The organism is Ruegeria sp. C6, from assembly GCF_056537625.1.
This window is the reverse complement of the sequence record NZ_JBQFRW010000002.1, coordinates 338,803-357,788: the sequence shown is the minus strand read 5'-3', so window position 1 is coordinate 357,788 and position 18,986 is coordinate 338,803. Positions and strand designations below refer to the sequence as shown.

Here is an 18,986-nt window from a genome sequence, read left to right as displayed (position 1 = left end):
GGGTTTGCCCTTTCACTCTGCAACAAGACCAACAGCCGTCGCCGGCATCGCTTCAAAACCGGGCAAGGCCTCAAACCGAGCGAGCCAGGCACGGACATTCGGGTATGGCTCGAGAGAGACATTCCCCTCCGGCGCGTGTGCCGTATAGGAGTAGCTAGCCACGTCAGCGATGGTGGGCTGCTCGCCAACGAGCCAGTCGCGACCCGTGAGACCACGCTCCAGTTTCTGCATCGCTTTTTCCGCAGTCGCGGCTGCAAAGTTCGGGTCCAGCGGCGCGCCAAAGACGGTGATCAACCGCGCAGCGCAGGAACCAAACGCAATCTCTCCAGCCGCTAAAGTAAGCCAACGCTGCACATTTGCTTCTCCGACCGCATCACTTGGTATCCAATCAGGCGCATATGTCCGCGCAAGATAGACAAGAATCGCGTTCGAGTCGGACACAACAACCTCGCCATCCTCAAGGACGGGCACTTGCCCATTTGGGTTCATGGCAAGAAATTCAGGCGACTTATGCGCGCCAGCTGCTAGATCGACGGGAACAACCTCATGTGCAATCCCGGCAAGTTTCGCAAAGACCAAAGCGCGGTGTGCATGGCCAGATTTGGCGAAATGGTGAATACGAACAGCGTTGGACATGGGTTTCTCCGGTTGGTTGCAGGTGTTGAACAAGCAATACACATTGCGCATCTTGATGATAATCTCCTATATTTGACGAACTTTAAGCCCTCAGAAGGCGCAATGGGATGGACAAGATAGACCGCATGCGGGCCTTTGCGCTGGTTGCAAAGAACACGTCGTTCACCGTCGCTGCGCAGCGCATGGGGCGGTCTGCGCGTTTGGTCAGTAAGTACGTAGCTGATCTGGAAAACGCGCTTGGTGTACAGCTGCTCAATCGCACGACCCGCAGCGTGTCGTTGACAGATGCGGGTGCAACATACCTGATGTTGTGCGAGCCGCTTCTCGACGGATTCGACGAACTCGAAGACAGGGTCAGAAATGAGCAGGCGTCCCTTCGCGGTGTGATCCATATCTCGGCGCCAACGGGGTTTGGCGCATTGCGGTTGGTACCTTCGCTCGCAAAATTCGCTGAGAAACACCCCCATGTAGAGCTCGATCTGAAGTTTTCTGATCGCAGAGCGTCGATTGTTGAAGAAGGCCTCGACCTTGCTGTCAGGATTGGCCCAATGCGGGACAGCTCGCTCAAGGTTCGGCAATTGGGCCGCATGCCCTTGGTTGTCTGTGCCTCACCCACCTATTTGGAACGCGCAGGGCGCCCGGACCATCCCCGGGCACTGGCCAAACATGAGTGCATTCTCGATGGCAATATGACAGAGCCTACAGTGTGGAGGTTCGACTTCGGCGGCCAAGAAGAGGCTGTCCAAGTGACCGGACGCTTCCGAATGAACGCTCCCGCTGCGTCAGCTCGCCTTGCTGAACAAGGCGCCGCCATCGCACGGTGCCCGGCATATACAGTCGCAGATGCCTTACGGTCCGGCGATCTGGTCGAGCTGTTTTCCGAGAACCGGGTGTCGCCATATGTCGTCGCAGCATTGTTTCCACAGAACAGGCGCATTACAACTCGGGTGCGCGCGCTTCTGGATCACCTAGCAGGCGACCCGGCTTTATGTCCTGATGGCAAGCGCTGAAGGCCCAAAGATGCAGTTCGACTCCAGTCGCCTTAGCTCTATTGCTGCGCGTTAGTGGAGACATTCGCTGCAAAACCGAAATTGCTACGTAGTTAAAGGTCTGGAGCGCAGAGCCAGCCATCGTCTGACAAATTATTCGAACCGGCTAGTAAGGCTTAATCGGATATCTGGTTCAGAGTGAATAGAACCCCCCGCTTACGTTGACAACCACCCAAAGCTGACCACGGTCCTGTTTGAAAGCCCAGAGTCTATCCTAAATGTTTCTGTGGGCAATTCTTCAGTTTGTTGCGGTTCAATTTCGAATGCTCCATGATCAAACCTGCCAACTCTGGTTGGCATGAGCCACAGTTAGTTCCGGCTTGAAGAGCATCTCCAATATCGTCCACACTGATCAGATTTAAGTCGTCAATTGCGCGGATGATAGTTCTTAGCCCGACTCCAGTACATGAACAGACAATTGGGCCGCAGTCTTCTGAGGCAGCAGAGGAACGACCGGATAATATCCGCAGCGGCGAAACTTGGGGTAAGGTTGCCAAATAGTCTCGCATCAGCGCGATGGGCTTAGGGGAGACGAAGAGTGCCGCCAATATGCGCCGTTCTTCTGACAGCGCAATTCTGAACGACCCGCTCTTGGCATCTTCTACAGTGGTGGCTGCGGCATCATGTAATCCAAACCATTGTCGGGCGGTATTTTCCCAATCATCGATGACCTGCTTCCCGGCCAATTCCATTCTGTAGCCATTGGTTGTTTTGGAAGTTGCCCAATAGTCTGCTTCAGGCGAGGCCGCGGCAACTGAAACGGCAAAACCGTACCATGCGGCATTCATACGTTGTACAGATACCGCTGTGGATTTGCTTTCAGGTTGTCCGGAAATCGGATCCGTCACACTTGGAACAAGCACGTCCACACGAGCTGATGGGGCGGTTTCGCCTGTCCAGTGAATAGGTGCAAACACCTGACCTGGCGGGATAGTTTCCGTGATGCGCAGTCGAAAGATGCCACTTCCAACGGAGCTGTTGAGCTCTACCAAATCGGCAGAACTGAGACCAAGTTCATCAGCGTCCTTGGGATTAATATCAATGTAAGGTTCGGCAAGATGAGCTGACAGGCGCGGCGACAATCCGGATCGGGTCATGGTGTGCCACTGATCCCGATTTCTCCCTGTGTTCAACAGGAAAGGGTAGCGTTCTGATGGCTCTGCCTTGGGCGTTCGATGGGTGACCGGCACAAACCGTGCCTTGCCATCAGGATGAAAAAACTGCCCGTCTCCGAAGAAACGACCGTCAGTTTTCCGCGATGCCGTGGGCCATCGTGTCGGGCACATCGCATCATAATCTTCGTCGTTGATGTCCGAAAAGCCAGCAATCTCAAAGTCTTTGCCAAATGAGATGGCAAGCGAGGACATGTTCGCATATTCCCTAAAAATCTGCGCCGCAGACTCATAGCTGAAGGCCTCGGCCCAACCCATGCGGCGGCCAACCTCGGCCAAGATATCCCAATCCGCACGTGCCCGTCCCGGAGGGGTCAGAACGGCGCGTTGCCTGCTGATCATGCGGTCGGAATTGGTTGCTGTGCCGCTTTTTTCGCCCCATCCTGCTGCTGGAAGCAATACGTCTGCGAGGCGCGCGGTGTCTGTTTGGGCAGTCAGGTCGCTTACAACGGTGAATGGGCAGTTTTTGATCGCCGCCTTGACTCGATCGGCGTCCGGCATCGTGGCCGCTGGATTGGTGTGGATGATCCAAAGTGCTTTGATCTGTCCATCTTTAACGGCGCGAAACATGTCGACAGCTTTGAGCCCCTGCTTTTCTGGCAGGATGGGCGCTTTCCAAAAGTCCCGGACGGCTGCTCTGTGGGCCTCGTTTTCGATATCCAGGTGACACGCAAGCATGTTGGCCAGACCGCCGACCTCTCGACCACCCATGGCGTTTGGTTGACCGGTAACCGAGAACGGGCCCATCCCTGTGCGTCCGATGCGTCCCGTAGCCAGATGGCAGTTCAGGATCGAGTTGACTTTGTCTGTTCCGCTGGAGGATTGGTTTACGCCTTGACTGAAAATCGTAACAACCCGCTCGGTTCCAATCCACAGATCGCAAAACGCTTCGATTTCACCTGGGGTAAGTCCGGTCTCATCCGGATCATCAAGCTGTGCGAGTTCGAGGGCTTCAGTGTACCCTACGCTGCGATCCAGAAAATCCGGTGCCACATGCCCCGATTGGTGAATTCTGCTCAGCAAGCGGTTGAACAATGCCACGTCACTGCCGGGTTGCAACGCCAGATGGAGATCGGCCTGATCGCAGCTGGCTGTTCGGCGCGGGTCGACAACCACAATCTTCGTACCGCGCGCCTGACGCGCAGCTATGACGCGTTGATAGAGAACGGGATGGCACCATGCGAGGTTTGAGCCAACCAAGACAACCAAATCAGCCTCATCCAGATCCTCATAAGTCCCGGGCACGGTATCTGTGCCAAAGGCGCGTTTGTGTCCGGCCACAGTTGACGCCATACACAGTCGAGAATTGGTGTCGATGTTGGCCGACCCCATAAAACCCTTCATCAGCTTGTTGGCGACGTAATAATCCTCTGTCAGCAACTGCCCCGAGACGTAAAATGCCACGCTGTCCGGTCCATGGTTCTTGATTGCGGCAGAAAACCGATCTGCGACCAGTTGCAACGCGTTGTCCCAGTCTGTGTCTCGGCCAAAGGCGCGAGGAGCCAGCAACCGATGTTCCAGCCCAACTGTTTCGCCCAAAGCCAATCCTTTCGAGCACAAACGCCCAAAATTCGCTGGATGATCCGGATCGCCGCGAACGGTCAAGCCTCCGGCCCCATCGGGCCGCAAAAGCACACCGCAGCCGACCCCGCAATAGGCGCAAGTCGAGCGAACTTCAGGCAGACCACTTCCGTCCATCAGGCGGCGCTCCGCCGGGTAACTGCGCTGTCGTCTAACAGGATACGGTCGTCTTCAATGCGCACGGGATAGATGGTGATGCGGCCATCATCCGCGCCTTGCGCCTCGCCCGTATTCAGGTCAAATACCCAATTGTGCAAAGGACAGGTCACCGACTGCCCGTGCACGATACCCTCAGACAAAGGACCGCCCTTGTGCGGACAGCTGTTGGTCGCGGCATAGACCTCCACCTCGGCAGTACGGAAGACAGCGATGCAGCCGATATGCGTCTTGACCAGACGCGCCCCACGCAAGGGAACCTCGTCGATATGTCCGATGTCGATCCAGCTCATTCTGCGGCCTCCAGTGTGAAATCTGCAATTGGCGCGTAGGTTTGCGCTTTTTCTTTGACGTGTTCGGCCCACGGGTCTTTGCGGTAGATGTTTTGCGACAGTTCAAACCGCGCGACGAGGGCCGCGCGATTTTCAAGGTCGTCCACGACCTGCACCTTGACCCAGTCCATGCCCACCTTACCCAGCCATTTATATAAACGGTCCAGATACTTGCCGCCTTCGCGATAGGCTTGCGTGACGGCCATCACGATCTCGACCGCTTCTTCTTCGGTGGGAATCTGACAGAGTAGCTCGGTCTCTTTGACATCCATCCCTGCGGCCCCGCCGATGCTGATCTGATAGCCAGATTCGACGCAGACCACGCCGATGTCCTTGCAGGTCGCCTCGGCACAGTTTCGAGGGCAGCCAGATACGGCCAGCTTCAGCTTGTGCGGCGTCCACGACCCCCACAGGATTCTTTCAAGCTTTATGCCAAGCCCGGTGCTGTCCTGAGTACCAAACCGGCAATGATCGGTGCCGACGCAGGTTTTGACCGTGCGCAGACCTTTGGAATAGGCGTGGCCAGAGACCAGCCCGGCTTTGTTCAGGTCTGACCACATGGCGGGCAGATCTTCGCCTTTGACGCCCAGCAGATCGATCCGCTGACCGCCCGTGACCTTGACGGTGGGAACATCGTATTTATCCGCCGCATCTGCAATCGCGCGCAGTTCGTCGGGCGTGGTGATCCCGCCCCACATACGCGGTACAACGCTGAACGTGCCATCCTTCTGGATGTTGGCGTGTTTGCGTTCATTGACGAAACGGCTTTGTGGGTCGTCTTGGTATTCCAGCGGCCAGTCGGCCAGCAGGTAGTAGTTGATCGCGGGCCGACAGACATGGCAGCCATTGGGCGTCGTCCAACCCAGTTCCTGCCAGACGGCAGCCTGACTTTTTAACTCCTGCCCTTTGATCAGGCGTCGCACATCCTCATGAGTCAGGTCGGTGCATCCGCAGACCGGCTGCGCGGCAGGCATCTGGAACGCGTCGCCCAGAGTGACCTGCAACAATTGCTCAACCAATCCTGTGCAAGTTCCGCAGGATGCGCTAGCCTTTGTGGTCGTGCGCACCGCGCCCAGATCACCCGCCCCCGCATTGATCGCCTCGACGATGTCACCTTTGCATACGCCGTTGCAGCCGCAAATCTCCGCCTCATGCGGCAATGCTGCAACGGCTGAGAGAGGGTCCGCAGTGTCGCCCCCCTGATATGCGGGTCCAAAGATCAGCGTCTCGCGCATTTCTTCTACGCTGGCGCCGTCTTTGATGAGGCCAAAGAACCAGCTGCCATCAGTGGTGTCACCATACATGACCGCGCCGACCAGCCGATCCTCTTCAATCACAAGCCGTTTGTAGACCCCGCGCGAGGGGTCGCGGAACACGATATCCTCGCGCCCCGGCCCATCCGCAAAATCCCCCGCACTGAACAGATCGCAGCCGGTGACCTTCAACTTGGTCGATAGGGTTTTCTGAGCAAACGCAGCCTCTTCACCCAACAAAGCCTGCGCAGCCACTTTCGCCTGATCGTAAAGCGGCGCGACAAGACCGAAGACCGCCCCGTCATGTTCGACGCATTCACCTACCGCAAAGACATCCGAATCCGAAGTCAGCATCTGGTCATCCACATGGATACCGCGCCCGGTGGCCAGCCCAGCCTCTTGCGCCAGAGCTGTGTTGGGGCGGATACCCACGGCCATGACAAGCAGATCACAGGGCAATTCGGTCCCGTCGTCCAGAAGCAGCGCGCGGACCTTTCCGTCCTGTCCGAGGATTTCTTTAGAGTTCGCCTGCAGGCAAATCCTGATGCCTTTGTCTTCCAGCGATTTCTTCAGCAGGTAGCCTGCGGCCTCGTCCAGCTGTCGCTCCATCAGGTGACCCAGGATATGCACCACCGTCACGTCAACGCCATGGGCAGCCATACCCGCGGCGGCCTCGAGCCCCAGCAAGCCGCCGCCAATCACGACCACCTTGTTGTCAGGGCCCATGCCCATCATCTGCATGGTGTCTTCCAGATCGCGGTAGGCAATCACACCCTCCAGATCATGCCCTGGCAGAGGGATCATGAACGGGTTAGACCCTGTCGCAATCACCAGCTTGTCATAGGGAACGTGGCCGTTCTGACCTTCGACCACCTTCATCTCGCGGTCGATCTTCGCGACCTTTTCACCAAAGCGGCAGGCAATGCCCCGCGCGGCATACCAGGCGTCGTCATGGGTGACGATCTCTTCATAGGTTTTCTCGCCCGACAGTACCGGGCTGAGCATGATACGGTTGTAGTTCCCGCGCGGCTCGGCATTGAACAGGGTGATGTCGAACGCATCCGGCGCGGCGTCGGTCAGGTGTTCCAACACCCGGCCTGAGGCCATACCCGCGCCTATGACAACAAGTCTTTGCTTCATGATTTCACTCCGCTGCAATCGCCTTGGGGGCGGGTGTTTTTGGCATGGCGCCATGTTCATATTCTTCGAGGAAATCGAGGACTTCCTGCCGGTAAGCATAGTAATCCGGGTGCTCCAGCAGGGCTTTGCGCGTGCGCGGACGCGGCAGCTCAACCTTGGTGATCTTGCCAATCGTTGCCTGCGGACCGTTGGTCATCATCACCACGCGATCGGCCAGTAAGATCGCCTCATCCACGTCGTGGGTAACGCAGATCGCAGTGACCTTAGTGCGGGACCAGACCTCCATCAGGACTTCCTGTAATTCCCATCGGGTCAGGCTGTCGAGCATGCCGAAGGGCTCATCGAGCAACAGCAGTTTGGGGGACAAAGCAAAAGCACGGGCGATGCCGACGCGTTGCTTCATGCCGTTCGATAGGTCGCTTGCGGATTTGTCCATCGCGTCAGCCAAACCGACGCGTTCCAGATAGTATTCAACAACATCCTGACGCTCGGCCATGCTGGCCTTTGGATAGACCTTGTCCACCCCAATCGCGACGTTCTCCATGGCGGTTAACCATGGGAACAGGTTGGGGGATTGGAACACCACCGCGCGTTCGGGATCGGCCCCTTCGACGTGACGGCCATCCAGCTTGATCGCACCCTTCGAGATGTCGTTCAGCCCCGCCGCCATGGTCAAAACCGTGGACTTGCCACAACCCGAATGGCCGATCAGCGAGATGAACTCGCCCTTGTCGATCTTCAGTTCGAAATCCTCGACCACGGTCAGAGGGCCTTTGGGCGTCGGATACACCTTGTGAAGCTGCGAGAAGTCGAGGAAGCGGTTGTCGATCAGCCCCTTTTGCGCCTCGGCCACTGCCGTTGGAACACCGTGGATTGGGGTGACATCCGGGAGGATACGCGAGCCTTCGACCTTGGCCTCGATCCCCACATCCATCAGGTATTTGGTAACGTCCGCGCGCAGGCGTTTGAAAGTCTCGTCATTGTTCATCGCAGCGCGTTCGCGCGGACGCGGGATTGAGACAGGGAATTCCTGCCCCAGTGTGCCATCCGGGTTCAGGGCAATGATGCGGTCGGCCAGAATGATTGCCTCGTCCACATCATTGGTGATCAGTACGCAGGTTTTTTTGTCGGCTTCCCAAATGTGTTCGATCTCATCAGCCAGATTGGCGCGGGTCAGCGCGTCGAGCGCCGACAGAGGCTCATCCAGCAACAAAACTTCGGGGTTCATCGACAACGCACGCGCCACGTTGACCCGCTGGCGCATGCCACCCGACAGCTCGGCCGGACGGCGTGTGGCGGCATGGCTGAGGCCAACCATCTGTACATAATGCGCGACTTTCTCGGCTTTCTCGGTCTTGCTGAGACCCGGGAAGACCGTATCAACCGCCAGACCCACATTGCCGCTGACCGTCAGCCACGGCATCAGCGAGTAGTTCTGGAAGATCACGCCCCGCTCCGGGCCCGGCCCTTTGATCGGGGTACCTTTGAACGTGACCTCTCCGCTGGTTGGGCTATCCAGCCCGGCCATCAGATTGATCAGGGTCGTCTTGCCAGTGCCCGAGAAGCCAAGGATCACCAGAAACTCACCCTCTTGCACGTTCAGATCGATGCCTTTCAGCACATCCGTGCGAGCGGTGCCTTCACCGAAGGATTTCGAGGCGTTCTTGAAACTTAGGATGCTCATCGCACTCACCGGTTGTTTGTGAAGGTAAACAGGGATTGCAGCGCGTACATCACCCGGTCCAGCAGGAAGCCGATGATACCGATGGTGAAGACCGCAACCATGATCTTGGCGAGCGAACTGGAGGAACCGTTCTGGAACTCATCCCAGACGAATTTGCCCAGACCGGGGTTCTGCGCTAGCATTTCCGCCGCAATCAGAACCATCCAGCCGACGCCCAGCGACAGGCGCAGGCCGGTGAAGATCAGAGGCAGGGCCGAGGGCAGCACCAGCTTGGTGATCTTGGTATAGGTGTTCATTTTCAGGACTTTGGAGACATTCACCAGGTCCTTATCGATGGAGGCTACACCCAAAGATGTATTGATCAATGTGGGCCATAGCGAACACAGGGTCACGGTAATGGCCGAGATCAGGAAGGATTTCGCGAACCAGCCGTCATTGGTGACGTAAACGGCCGAGACGATCATCGTGACGATCGGCAACCAGGCCAGAGGCGAGACCGGTTTGAAGATCTGGATTAGCGGGTTTAGGGCTGCATTTGCAGTCGGAGAAAGGCCGGCCGCGATACCAAGTGGGACCGCGATGACGGTGGCGATCAGAAACCCAAAAAACACTGTTTTGATCGAAGTCCAGATTTGCTGGTAATAGGTCGGAGCACCCGTGAAGGCGACCTCTTTCACTTTCTCCGGCTGGCCGGCGTCAATGAATTTCTGATTGCGCTTCTCGACCATGGCCTCGAACTTCGCGCGTTTGGCCGCTTTGGCCTTGGCATCCTGGTTCAGGCTGACCATCTCTTCCCAAACCTGCGCCGGCCCCGGAACCGCGCCGAGAGAGGTCTGCACCTTGGGGGCCAGCGTTCCCCACAGCAACAAGAAGGCGCAGATCGACAACAGAGGCACGATCAGCAACCGCCATATCTCGGTCATCTGAGCGCGGGGATTGTCTCCGGCAGCAGCTTTCAGGATGGGTGTGGCCCAGCTGAGTCCCAGCACCCGGAACCATTTGTCGGCTGCATTGATGCGGGTGAAAAGGCGAGCGCGACGTTCCTCTCGGGCAGCGTCTGCGTTGAATTCGGGATCGACCGTTGTCATCTGATGTGTCCTTGCGATGGCGGGGCACTTTGGGGGCTGCGCCCGGCGCGGGCCGGGCGCGGGGTTTGGGGAATTAGCCTTGCACGTCCGAGCCGATGATCTTCTGCTCGCCCTTCAGGCCTATGGACAGGCTTTCGAGATAGGCGTTGGGTGTGCGTCCGTCGTAAGCGATGCCGTCAATGATATCCTCGGCCGGGGTCGGCGCTTTGTAACCATCGCTGTCCCAGGGGAAGTCGGCTTCTTTCGCCAGACCTTCGTCGACCAGCAAGCGGGCGGCTTCCAAATAGATCTCTGGTTTGTAGACGGACTTGGCGACCTCGTCATACCAGCTGTCGGGCTTGGACTCGGCAATCTGCCCCCAGCGGCGCATCTGCGTCAGGTACCAAACGGCGTCCGAGTAGAACGGATAGGTCGCGTTGTAGCGGAAAAACACGTTGAAATCGGGGACCTCACGCTTGTCGCCCTTCTCATACTCAAACGTGCCGGTCATCGAGTTGGCGATAACCTCATAATCCGCGCCCACATATTCAGCCCGGCTCAGAATCTCGACTGCTTCAGGGCGGTTGGCATTTTCGTTCTCGTCCAGCCACATCGCCGCACGTATCAGGGCCTTGGTCACGGCCAGAGTGGTGTTGGGGTACTGTTCTGCGAACTCGGCATTGAGACCAAAGACCTTTTCGGGGTTGTTCTTCCACAGCTCGTAGTCGGTAATAACCGGAACGCCGATACCCTTGAACACAGCCTGCTGATTCCACGGCTCGCCCACGCAATAGCCATAGATCGTGCCGGCCTCCAACGTGGCAGGCATCTGCGGTGGAGGGGTCACCGACAGGAACACATCCGCACCAATCTGACCGGTCACGTTTTCAGGGCTGTAGTAACCCGGATGCAGACCACCGGCGGCCAGCCAATAGCGCAGCTCGTAGTTATGGGTCGAAACCGGGAAGACCATGCCCATGTTGAAGGGCTTGCCTTCTGATTTATACTTCTCGACGACCGGGGCCAGAGCCTCGGCGCTGATCGGATGCTGGGGACGGCCGTCGTCCATCACCGGGATGTTCGGCTTCATCTCTTCCCAAATCTCGTTGGAGACGGTGATGCCGTTGCCGTTCAGGTCCATTGAGAATGGCGTGATGATATGGGCTTCGGTCCCATACCCGATGGTTGCGGCCAATGGTTGTCCGGCCAGCATATGTGCGCCGTCAAGCTGTCCGTCAATCACGCCATCCAACAGCACCTTCCAGTTTGCTTGTGCTTCCAGCGTCACGAACAGGCCTTCGTCCAGAAAGTACCCATTCTCATAGGCGACAGCCAGCGGCGCCATGTCGGTCAGTTTGATAAAGCCAAAGGTCAGCTCGTCTTTTTCCAGTTCCAATTCGGCCAGTGCTGGAGACACAAGCGCCGTCGTCGCGGCGAGGCCTAAAAGAAGCTTTTTCATCTCGATCCCTTTCGGTTCAGCCCAACCCCATGGGCAAACAAAAAAGCCGCCGACACAGTCCGCCGGGAGGAGGTGGCGGATGGTCGAGCGGCTTTGCTCTTCTAAGGTGCCCTGGATTGTGGGCGAATTCCGTCGGTGGGCGTCGTTGCCTTCCGATGTCCCGATTAAGTCAGACGCGCAGTGCGACGTCATCATTTTTTGACATCTTCACTTCGAGAATTCTGCAGCGCAGCAAAAAGAGATGCTGCGCTGCAAAAATTTTGTGCAATCTTACCCTGCGGGCTCGAAAATGCGCCGGTCGAAGAAGACGTTCCGAGACAGAATCAGGCTGCCATTGGCCGAGGCAACTGCCGTCGACTCAGACAAAGCTCCTTCAAGTTTCTCGGATGCGCCGGGTGTCTCCACACCAAGCCCTTGCAACTCGCGACGATAGAGATCACTTCGAAAGACTTTAGCTGCTTGTCGTTCCGCTGTCCCGACGTCCAGCCCGTTTCTTAGCGCCAATTGATGCGCGACCCATTTGGCCTGACTACGCCACGGGAAGGTGGCAGCACCGTCAAAAAACTCGACAAACCCTTCCAGACTGCGTTGCTCGCCGCGTGCAGATATGGCGAACTCACCCATTAACGCTCGGTCAATCAGCTCGGGTGAGACATTGAGGTAGGTTTTGCGTGACAGCATCTCGGACGCGGTTGTTCGGCTGTCAGTGTTTGACAGCCAGCGTCCCGCACGCCATACGGTCCGCATGAGACTTCCCAGCAAATGCGGTTCCGTCTCGGCCCAGTCGTTTCTGACTGTCAACACCTTTTCAGGTGCACAAGTCCAGATCGCCTTTCCGGGCAACAGCAGTGCGCCAACACTGTCGTCCACTGCGAAGGAGCCCCAAGGCTCGCCCACGCAAAAGGCATCGATCTCGCCTCCCGCAAGCGCCTGCGCCATGAGTGGCGGCGGGACGGTGCGGATTTCGACCTGTTTTGAGGCCAGTTTGGTTCCCGCAATCCAATAGCGCAGTAGCTCGACATGCATTGAAAATGGGAAAGGCACGCCAAACACCAAGACTTCATCGGCAGCTTTTGCCAGTGCAGCCCCAGCCACAGCGGCATCGGTGAAATCAAAACCATAGCCCTGGTCGATCAGTCGCTCGGCCAATTGCGTTCCAACACCTATAACATTGCCGTTCAAAGACAGGACAGATACCGCAGATAGCGGTGTCGCGATTCCACCAAGACCCAAAGCCATCGCAACGGGGACAGGCGATAGTAGATGCGCCGCGTCCACATGCCCAAACGCCAGCATATCGCGCAGAGAGGACCACGATGGCGCCGGACGCAGGTCCAGCGAGATGCCTTCAGCATGGTCGAACCCCATCTCGCGCGCGACGATCAACGGGGCCGCGTCGACAAGCGGCATATACGCGACGGGCAGTGTTACGGTTCTCATGACAACAACCCCGAAGCAGTGACCAAGGCTTCGGCCACCTCGGCGACGCGGCGGTTTTGGTTCATCGCGGTTTTTCGGAGAAGCGCATAGGCTTCATCTTCCGAAATGCCCTTGGCTTTCATCAGCAAACCTTTTGCGCGGTCGATCACTTTACGCTCTTCAAGCGCACGGCGGGTTTCTGCAAGTTCAGACCGCATCTGGCGCAACACCTGAAACCGAGCGATGGCGGTATCGATAACAGGTTTAATTCGCTCAGCTTGCAATCCATCGACAACATAGGCCGACACACCGGCCTCAACAGCAGCTTTTGCCAATCCGCCTGCGGCGCCTGAGACGAACATAGCCACGGGTCGTTCCAATGGGCCCGAAGCAACGGTAAGTTCTTCCAACATATCTCGAGAGGGGTTGTCGATATCGATCAGGACAATGTCTGGGCTTTGCATTGCAATTTTACGTGCTAACCCAGAGACGTTGCCGATCACAGAAACATCTACGTCTCCAGTCTCTTTCAAGGCATCTACAATTGCAAAAGCACGTTCTTGATTTTGCTCGACGACAACGACAGTCAGGTGTTGTTTCATGAAGACTCAATCGAACTCAAGCTTGAGTTGATCGCAATTTCAAGATCATCAAACTCGCGAGCAGGCTAGCGGTTCGCCCAATTTATCAGCTTATTTTTGTAAGTAGTGGAATGTCTGCACAGTTTTTCTACATGCCAACAAAGAAATCTGCCGTTAACACCGCAGTGGCGCATTGAGTCGAATCTTTGGTTTGTCCTTTGGGTCACCCATTGGTTTTGGAAGGGCCAATTGCACTTCAACAAACCAGGCGAAATCGAAGGTCCGCTTTGAAAGCTAGAACCATGTGAGGCCTCGATCGCAGCGAATGACTGCTTCCCGCCTGATTAGTGTATAAGATATGTATGCTTCGGGTTATTGGTATGTTGGTTTTAGGCATCGTTGGCCTCAAATTAGCAATCACTAACCAGGATCGTGCGTCGGAAAAACTCGTACTTTAGGAGTTGTTCCCAGAGCTCGATCGAAGTCTAGGAGGCCGTACAGCGAACCTACGAAGATATTGTGCACGGTGTTTTGAAAGAAGCGAGAGATTGCCAGCACCTTTATCTTAGCCCCACTCTTTGGTTGGGTCTCCACAATTGCAGCGAATTCAATAAGTTCTTCCAGTGCATTGAAGCCCTCGTTGACGATACGTTCGTTCAAGAGGCGTGGATATCGCGCCGACACCCTGTTAGAAGCAGGTAGCGCACGAGTCGTCCGAATGAGGATTCCGGATCAGCTGTTATCCAGATGGTACGAAGCTCTTCGTCAGTTTAGGCTCGACCCATCTCAGATTTCTCGACGCGCTCTGATCGAGTGTTCAGACGGCTCTGATATCCAGCCAGCGGATTGACCTCCAGAACACGGGCATCGAATGTGCGCCAGTTCAAAAAATGGAGCAGTGCGTGCAAAAAGTGCCACCAGCTGTTCCACCACTTCTCTTATCCAGACGTTCGATGATTTCAGCATATTCCCATGTTTTGACCTCTGAAATCGCGCGACCGAGCAAAGGGCGGAGACGACTTCGAAGCAGACTTAGTACGTCGATATGGGTCACATATTTGCAGCGCTCTAGAAGCTGGTCATATCGGTCCAACATTTCTTTGACAGTTGAGAGAGTCCGTCGCTTCTCTTCTGCGCGCTTTGCGTTTGGATCTTCCCCTGATGCAAACTTGCCCAAAACTGCGAGTGCCATCCCTCGTGCCCCTTTGACATTTGCAATCGAATTAGGAGAGGCGATCTTGAACCGCTTCGCATTGGCCGCGCGTCTCTGCCTTACCGGGCAATATAGCACTATGTAAGACATGCTTTGACTTCTGACGCGGAGTCCAAGCCCCGTTACTTCAATGTCCAAAATGACGATCTCGAACCGCGCTTTTTCAGGCTCGATCGAGCGTAGAAAAGCATCAGTAAGCTTTCGTTTTTCAGTTGCCAATGTGTCCCCTCGGGCAGCCCCGACTGAAATACCCCTCAGAACCTCTTGAGACTCAGTAGCCGGTAATTTATTTTGTAAAACATAAAGTTAGAATACCGATTTATACTGGGCGAGCCCTGCCGATACGCAAGAGTACTGCCTTCGGGAGGCAGGGGTCGGAGGTTCGAATCCTCTCACTCCGACCAAAAACAAAGTTCCTGATGGGCCTCTTTGTTTTTCTGCGATATCCAGCTTAGCAAAAGTCGCTAGTCATCCCAGTTCAGTTCAAGCTCTTCGCGAAAGGCAAACCGTTTTAGGTGATCGGAAATCACCGTCTTCCAACTGTCTAGGTCACCGCGTTGATGCGCCGAGGCGCAAACTTCCAGCGCTACTGGCGTCGCCTTTAGTTCGACGACATTGCCACTGCCAAAAGAAACGGTTCCAGTATCTGCATCGAACTCGACCTGTCCCTTATGTGACCAATGTTTGCACAATTGCTGTAAGTACTTGCTGGCATTTTCTGTTGTCGCCGATCCGATAGCGTTTTGTCGCGGCAAAAGCGCGAGGCCGTTTTGCGCTTTGGCGCGCATGCTTTTTGCGAAAAGGGTGACGTCAATTTCAGTGGCCAGAAAGGTCACGCCGATCTCAAGACACCTACGCTGCATTGCAGGGTCCAGTGTTAGGATACCCGCGGCTTTACCTGCCGCGACGATGCGGGTCAGCGCGTCTTCAATCGCCTCCACAACATCTGGATGCCCGGTGTTGCCGATATGACCCATGTCGGCGGCCAGATCTGCAGGTCCGACAAAAACTCCGTCTACTCCATCAATCGTCAGAATGTCGTCCAGAGCGGCCATGCCCGCGTTGTTCTCAACCTGTAGCAGCAGACAAATCTGCTCATCCGCCGTATCGAGGTAGTCCGGGATTTCGGCAAATTGCGAAGCCCGCGCAAGGGATGATCCCACACCTCGGACGCCGCGTGGGGGGTATTGCACCGCTCGCACCAGTTCGCGCGCCTGATCAGCGCTTTCGACCATCGGCACCAGAATACTCTGAACACCCGCATCGAGATATTGCTTTATCATCCATGTCTCGCCAATCGGTAGACGTGCGACTGGCGCGCTGCCCGAACTTTCGATCACTCGCACCTGTTCAAGGGTCGAGCGCAGATCGTTTGGTGCGTGTTCGCCATCGACCAACAACCAATCGAACCCTGCGGTCGCGGAAATTTCTGCTGCATATGCGTCGGCCATTCCGATCCAGCACCCGACCTGAGACTTTCCAGCCTTTAATGCGGCCTTGAAGGTGTTCTTTGGTGCGGGCATGTCGCTGCTCCTTTAGGCAAAATTGATGTCGACGAATCCGAACGATCCGAAATCAGCGTGGATTTCCGCACCCGATGGGCATTCGATCGGGCGAATGAAGCTGCCGGACAGGATTACGTGGCCGGGTTCAATGCTCTGGCCGTATTGCGCCATGCGACGGGCAAGCCAGACCACACTTTCGACCGGATCATTCAATACGCCTGCACCCAGGCCGGTTTCCTCGATTTCGCCGTTGCGGAAGGTTAGGGCCCCTACCCATCGCAGGTCAAATGCATCCGCTGGGTGGCGTTCCGCCCCTAGTACAATGCCGGCATTTGCGGCGTTGTCGCTGATTGTGTCGAATACAGTGCGGGACTTTCCAGTCCCAGGGTCTGCCCGCTTAATACGAGTGTCGAGGATTTCGATGGACGGAGTAACATAGTCGGTCGCCCGCAAAACCTGATCGCGGCTCACATCGGCGCCACCAATGGCCTCCTTCATGACAAAGGCGATCTCGGCTTCGATACGTGGTTGGATGAAACGACCTGCGGGAACGGTCCCGCCATTTTCAAAGGCCATGTTGTCAAACAGGATACCACTATCAGGAATGTCGATATTCAAAGCATATTGCATCGCTTTCGAGGTCAGCCCGATCTTCCAGCCGATGACCTTGCGCCCTTCCGCCAGCTTGGCCCGATAGATGGCATTCTGCACTTCATAAGCGTCATCCATCGCCATTTCGGGATACCGCAATGTCAGTAGACCGATCTGCTGTCGCGTCCTTTCCGCGTTCAGCAGATCGGCGGCAGCGCGCGCATGGTCTTCGGGGGTCATATCTGCTCATCCTCGATGGTGTTGCGCAGGGTGCCTATCCCATCGACGGATACCTCAACCACATCGCCGGGAGCCAGGTATTTTGGCGGATCAAATCGTGCACCTGCGCCGGTTGGGGTGCCGGTAACGATGATATCGCCCGGTTGAAGCGTCATAAAGGTCGAGATGTATTCAATCTCGCGCCGGATCGGGAACATCATTCGGTTCAACGTATCGTCCTGACGCAATTCACCATTCACATGAGTCTGAATGCGGGCGTCATCCAACTGGGCAGCGTCATTGAAAGGGACCAGCCAAGGGCCGATGGCGCCCGATTTGTCCCAGTTCTTGCCTTGCGTGACGTTGAACTTGGCGTGGCGAACCCAATCGCGGATTGTCCCTTCGTTGCACAGGGTCAGGGCAGCGATATGGTCATAGGCATCGTCCTGCGAAATCCGGCGGCCTGCTTTGCCGATCACGATGGCCACTTCGCCCTCGTAATCCAGCGTGTGATTTTCGGGCGGGCGGATCAGAGGGCGATTATGGCCGGTAAATCCGCTGGCGAAGCGCGGAAACAGCGACATGTATTTCGGCTGGGCACTGCCATCTTTGTATTCCGCGTTGCGATCTGGAAAGTTCACGCCAACGCACAGAATACGGCGGACATCCGGCATCACCATCTCAAAGGTGAAATCCGTGTGGGTTACGGGCTTTCCTTCGGCAGCCTTGGTCAATTGGCCAAACGCCCCGGCGGCGACAACCTCGTAGAGGCTTTTGAACTCGGCAAATTCGCTGTTTAGTGCGACCGCGCCTTCATCTGTGATCGCACCAAAAAATGTTTCACCGTTGGCAGTGTAGGTTGCAATGCGCATCAGGCCTCCTAGGCGTTATGGAACCCGCCCATACTGAGAGTTTTAGATCAAGCATACTTTGCTTACGGTGCGATGATGGGAGACGCAGACAGGTCTGGCTCGTTTACATCCACACCGACAAAGGATGTGCCGTGTTCAAACCAACTGCGCGGCGCCGGAGCGCCCCAGAGCGTCTGACGCTGCGGGTCCTTCAGGTCCCATTTGATCGGCTCCAGATCGGGGTCAACGGTCTGATAATCCGAGCAATAAATCTCAATCCGGTGTCCGTCGGGATCGAGTATATACAGGAAGAAAGCATTCGAAATACCATGTCGCCCCGGGCCGCGTTCGATGTTGTCCACATAGCCGGTGGTGGCCATTAGATCGAGCAGATCGATGATGTTCAGCGGTGTTGGCACCCAGAAGGCCACGTGGTGCATCCGTGGGCCTTTGCCATTGGTGAAGGCCATATCATGCACCCCACCCTTGCGGTGCATCCACGCGGCCCACAGTTTCTTGCTGTCTTCGTCTTCCGTATACTCGGTCACGCGGAACCCGAAATCACTGTAGAATGCGACACTGTCATCGACATTGGTCGAGAAGCAGTTGAAGTGATCGATCCGTAGCGGTTTCACACCACGATAGAGCGCGTATTTCTGATGGATCGGCTCCAGGCGACCCATCTTGTGATAGAACTCTAGCGGTATGCCCATATTGTCCGAGGTTAGCAGAGTCCGGCCCTGATAGGGGCGATCAACCCATGAGGTCGGTCGGCCTTTGGATTGAAAATACGCCTCGGCCCGATCCAGATCCTCTTCGTCGAAGGTTTTGAAACCCATGACTTCAACGGTGCCCGGCTGATCGGATTTCTGCAGGATCACACAGTGATGTCCACGTTCCTCCATAGCGCGCAGGTAGACATGTGTGTCGCTTTCGTCAGAGACCTGCAAACCCAGAATCTCCGAGTAGAATTTGCGCGAAGCAACAAGATCGCTGACGTTCAGGCAAACATGGCTTAGCCGGATCGTGTTGAAGTCGGGGTACAGGTTGGGGGCTGGAACGGGCATTGAAACCTCCT

Annotated in this window: 15 protein-coding genes; 1 reads left to right on the top strand and 14 read right to left on the bottom strand. The window is 56.2% G+C overall.

Annotated elements, in window-relative coordinates:
* Nucleotides 1-12: 12 nt before the first annotated feature.
* On the bottom strand, nucleotides 13-636 hold the full coding sequence (locus tag ACR0MJ_RS09245) for a glutathione S-transferase family protein (protein WP_480613026.1): 624 nt from the start codon (nucleotides 634-636) through the stop codon (nucleotides 13-15).
* 107 nt (nucleotides 637-743) lie between these two features.
* Here ACR0MJ_RS09245 and ACR0MJ_RS09240 point away from each other — a divergent pair, with 107 nt between their 5' ends.
* A complete protein-coding gene (locus tag ACR0MJ_RS09240; RefSeq protein ID WP_480760761.1) occupies nucleotides 744-1,646 on the top strand; it encodes a LysR family transcriptional regulator in 903 nt (300 codons plus the stop codon).
* A gap of 248 nt (nucleotides 1,647-1,894) precedes the next feature.
* Here the strand turns inward: ACR0MJ_RS09240 and ACR0MJ_RS09235 are convergent, their stop codons facing one another.
* From ACR0MJ_RS09235 to hpaD, 13 genes are all read right to left on the bottom strand, one after another.
* Nucleotides 1,895-4,555, bottom strand: a complete 2,661-nt coding sequence (locus ACR0MJ_RS09235; protein ID WP_480760759.1) for a molybdopterin-dependent oxidoreductase — start codon at nucleotides 4,553-4,555, stop codon at nucleotides 1,895-1,897.
* Nucleotides 4,555-4,887 carry a nitrite reductase small subunit NirD gene (gene nirD / locus ACR0MJ_RS09230; protein WP_170392822.1) on the bottom strand — a complete coding sequence of 111 codons (333 nt, stop codon included), beginning with the start codon at nucleotides 4,885-4,887 and terminating at the stop codon, nucleotides 4,555-4,557. The genes ACR0MJ_RS09235 and nirD overlap by 1 nt, the downstream gene beginning before the upstream one ends.
* Entirely contained in the window at nucleotides 4,884-7,319 is a 2,436-nt protein-coding gene (gene nirB / locus ACR0MJ_RS09225) for a nitrite reductase large subunit NirB (protein WP_480760757.1), read from the bottom strand. The genes nirD and nirB overlap by 4 nt, the downstream gene beginning before the upstream one ends.
* A 4-nt stretch (nucleotides 7,320-7,323) precedes the next feature.
* Nucleotides 7,324-9,003, bottom strand: coding sequence for an ABC transporter ATP-binding protein (locus ACR0MJ_RS09220; protein ID WP_480760755.1), 1,680 nt, complete (start codon nucleotides 9,001-9,003; stop codon nucleotides 7,324-7,326).
* A 5-nt stretch (nucleotides 9,004-9,008) separates the two neighbouring features.
* The gene (locus ACR0MJ_RS09215) at nucleotides 9,009-10,091 is read right to left on the bottom strand and encodes an ABC transporter permease (protein WP_170802140.1); all 1,083 of its coding nucleotides are present in this window, start codon (nucleotides 10,089-10,091) and stop codon (nucleotides 9,009-9,011) included.
* A 73-nt stretch (nucleotides 10,092-10,164) separates the two neighbouring features.
* The gene (locus ACR0MJ_RS09210; RefSeq protein WP_480760752.1) at nucleotides 10,165-11,529 is read right to left on the bottom strand and encodes a CmpA/NrtA family ABC transporter substrate-binding protein; all 1,365 of its coding nucleotides are present in this window, start codon (nucleotides 11,527-11,529) and stop codon (nucleotides 10,165-10,167) included.
* 270 nt (nucleotides 11,530-11,799) lie between these two features.
* Complete coding sequence (locus ACR0MJ_RS09205; protein ID WP_480760750.1) at nucleotides 11,800-12,969, bottom strand: ABC transporter substrate-binding protein; 1,170 nt, start codon at nucleotides 12,967-12,969, stop codon at nucleotides 11,800-11,802.
* Nucleotides 12,966-13,550 (bottom strand): ANTAR domain-containing response regulator, encoded by a 585-nt coding sequence (locus ACR0MJ_RS09200; RefSeq protein WP_480760748.1) that lies wholly within the window; start codon nucleotides 13,548-13,550, stop codon nucleotides 12,966-12,968. The genes ACR0MJ_RS09205 and ACR0MJ_RS09200 overlap by 4 nt, the downstream gene beginning before the upstream one ends.
* A gap of 862 nt (nucleotides 13,551-14,412) precedes the next feature.
* Entirely contained in the window at nucleotides 14,413-14,961 is a 549-nt protein-coding gene (locus ACR0MJ_RS09195) for an integrase arm-type DNA-binding domain-containing protein (protein WP_480760745.1), read from the bottom strand.
* Between the two features lie 245 nt (nucleotides 14,962-15,206).
* Nucleotides 15,207-16,265: an aldolase/citrate lyase family protein gene (locus ACR0MJ_RS09190; RefSeq protein ID WP_480760743.1), complete on the bottom strand. Its 1,059-nt coding sequence runs from the start codon at nucleotides 16,263-16,265 to the stop codon at nucleotides 15,207-15,209.
* A gap of 12 nt (nucleotides 16,266-16,277) precedes the next feature.
* The gene (gene hpaH, locus ACR0MJ_RS09185) at nucleotides 16,278-17,078 is read right to left on the bottom strand and encodes a 2-oxo-hept-4-ene-1,7-dioate hydratase (protein ID WP_480760741.1); all 801 of its coding nucleotides are present in this window, start codon (nucleotides 17,076-17,078) and stop codon (nucleotides 16,278-16,280) included.
* Nucleotides 17,075-17,929, bottom strand: coding sequence for a fumarylacetoacetate hydrolase family protein (locus ACR0MJ_RS09180; RefSeq protein WP_480760739.1), 855 nt, complete (start codon nucleotides 17,927-17,929; stop codon nucleotides 17,075-17,077). Before ACR0MJ_RS09180 ends, hpaH begins: the two co-directional genes overlap by 4 nt.
* A gap of 62 nt (nucleotides 17,930-17,991) precedes the next feature.
* A complete protein-coding gene (gene hpaD, locus ACR0MJ_RS09175; protein WP_170407161.1) occupies nucleotides 17,992-18,975 on the bottom strand; it encodes a 3,4-dihydroxyphenylacetate 2,3-dioxygenase in 984 nt (327 codons plus the stop codon).
* Nucleotides 18,976-18,986 lie beyond the last annotated feature (11 nt).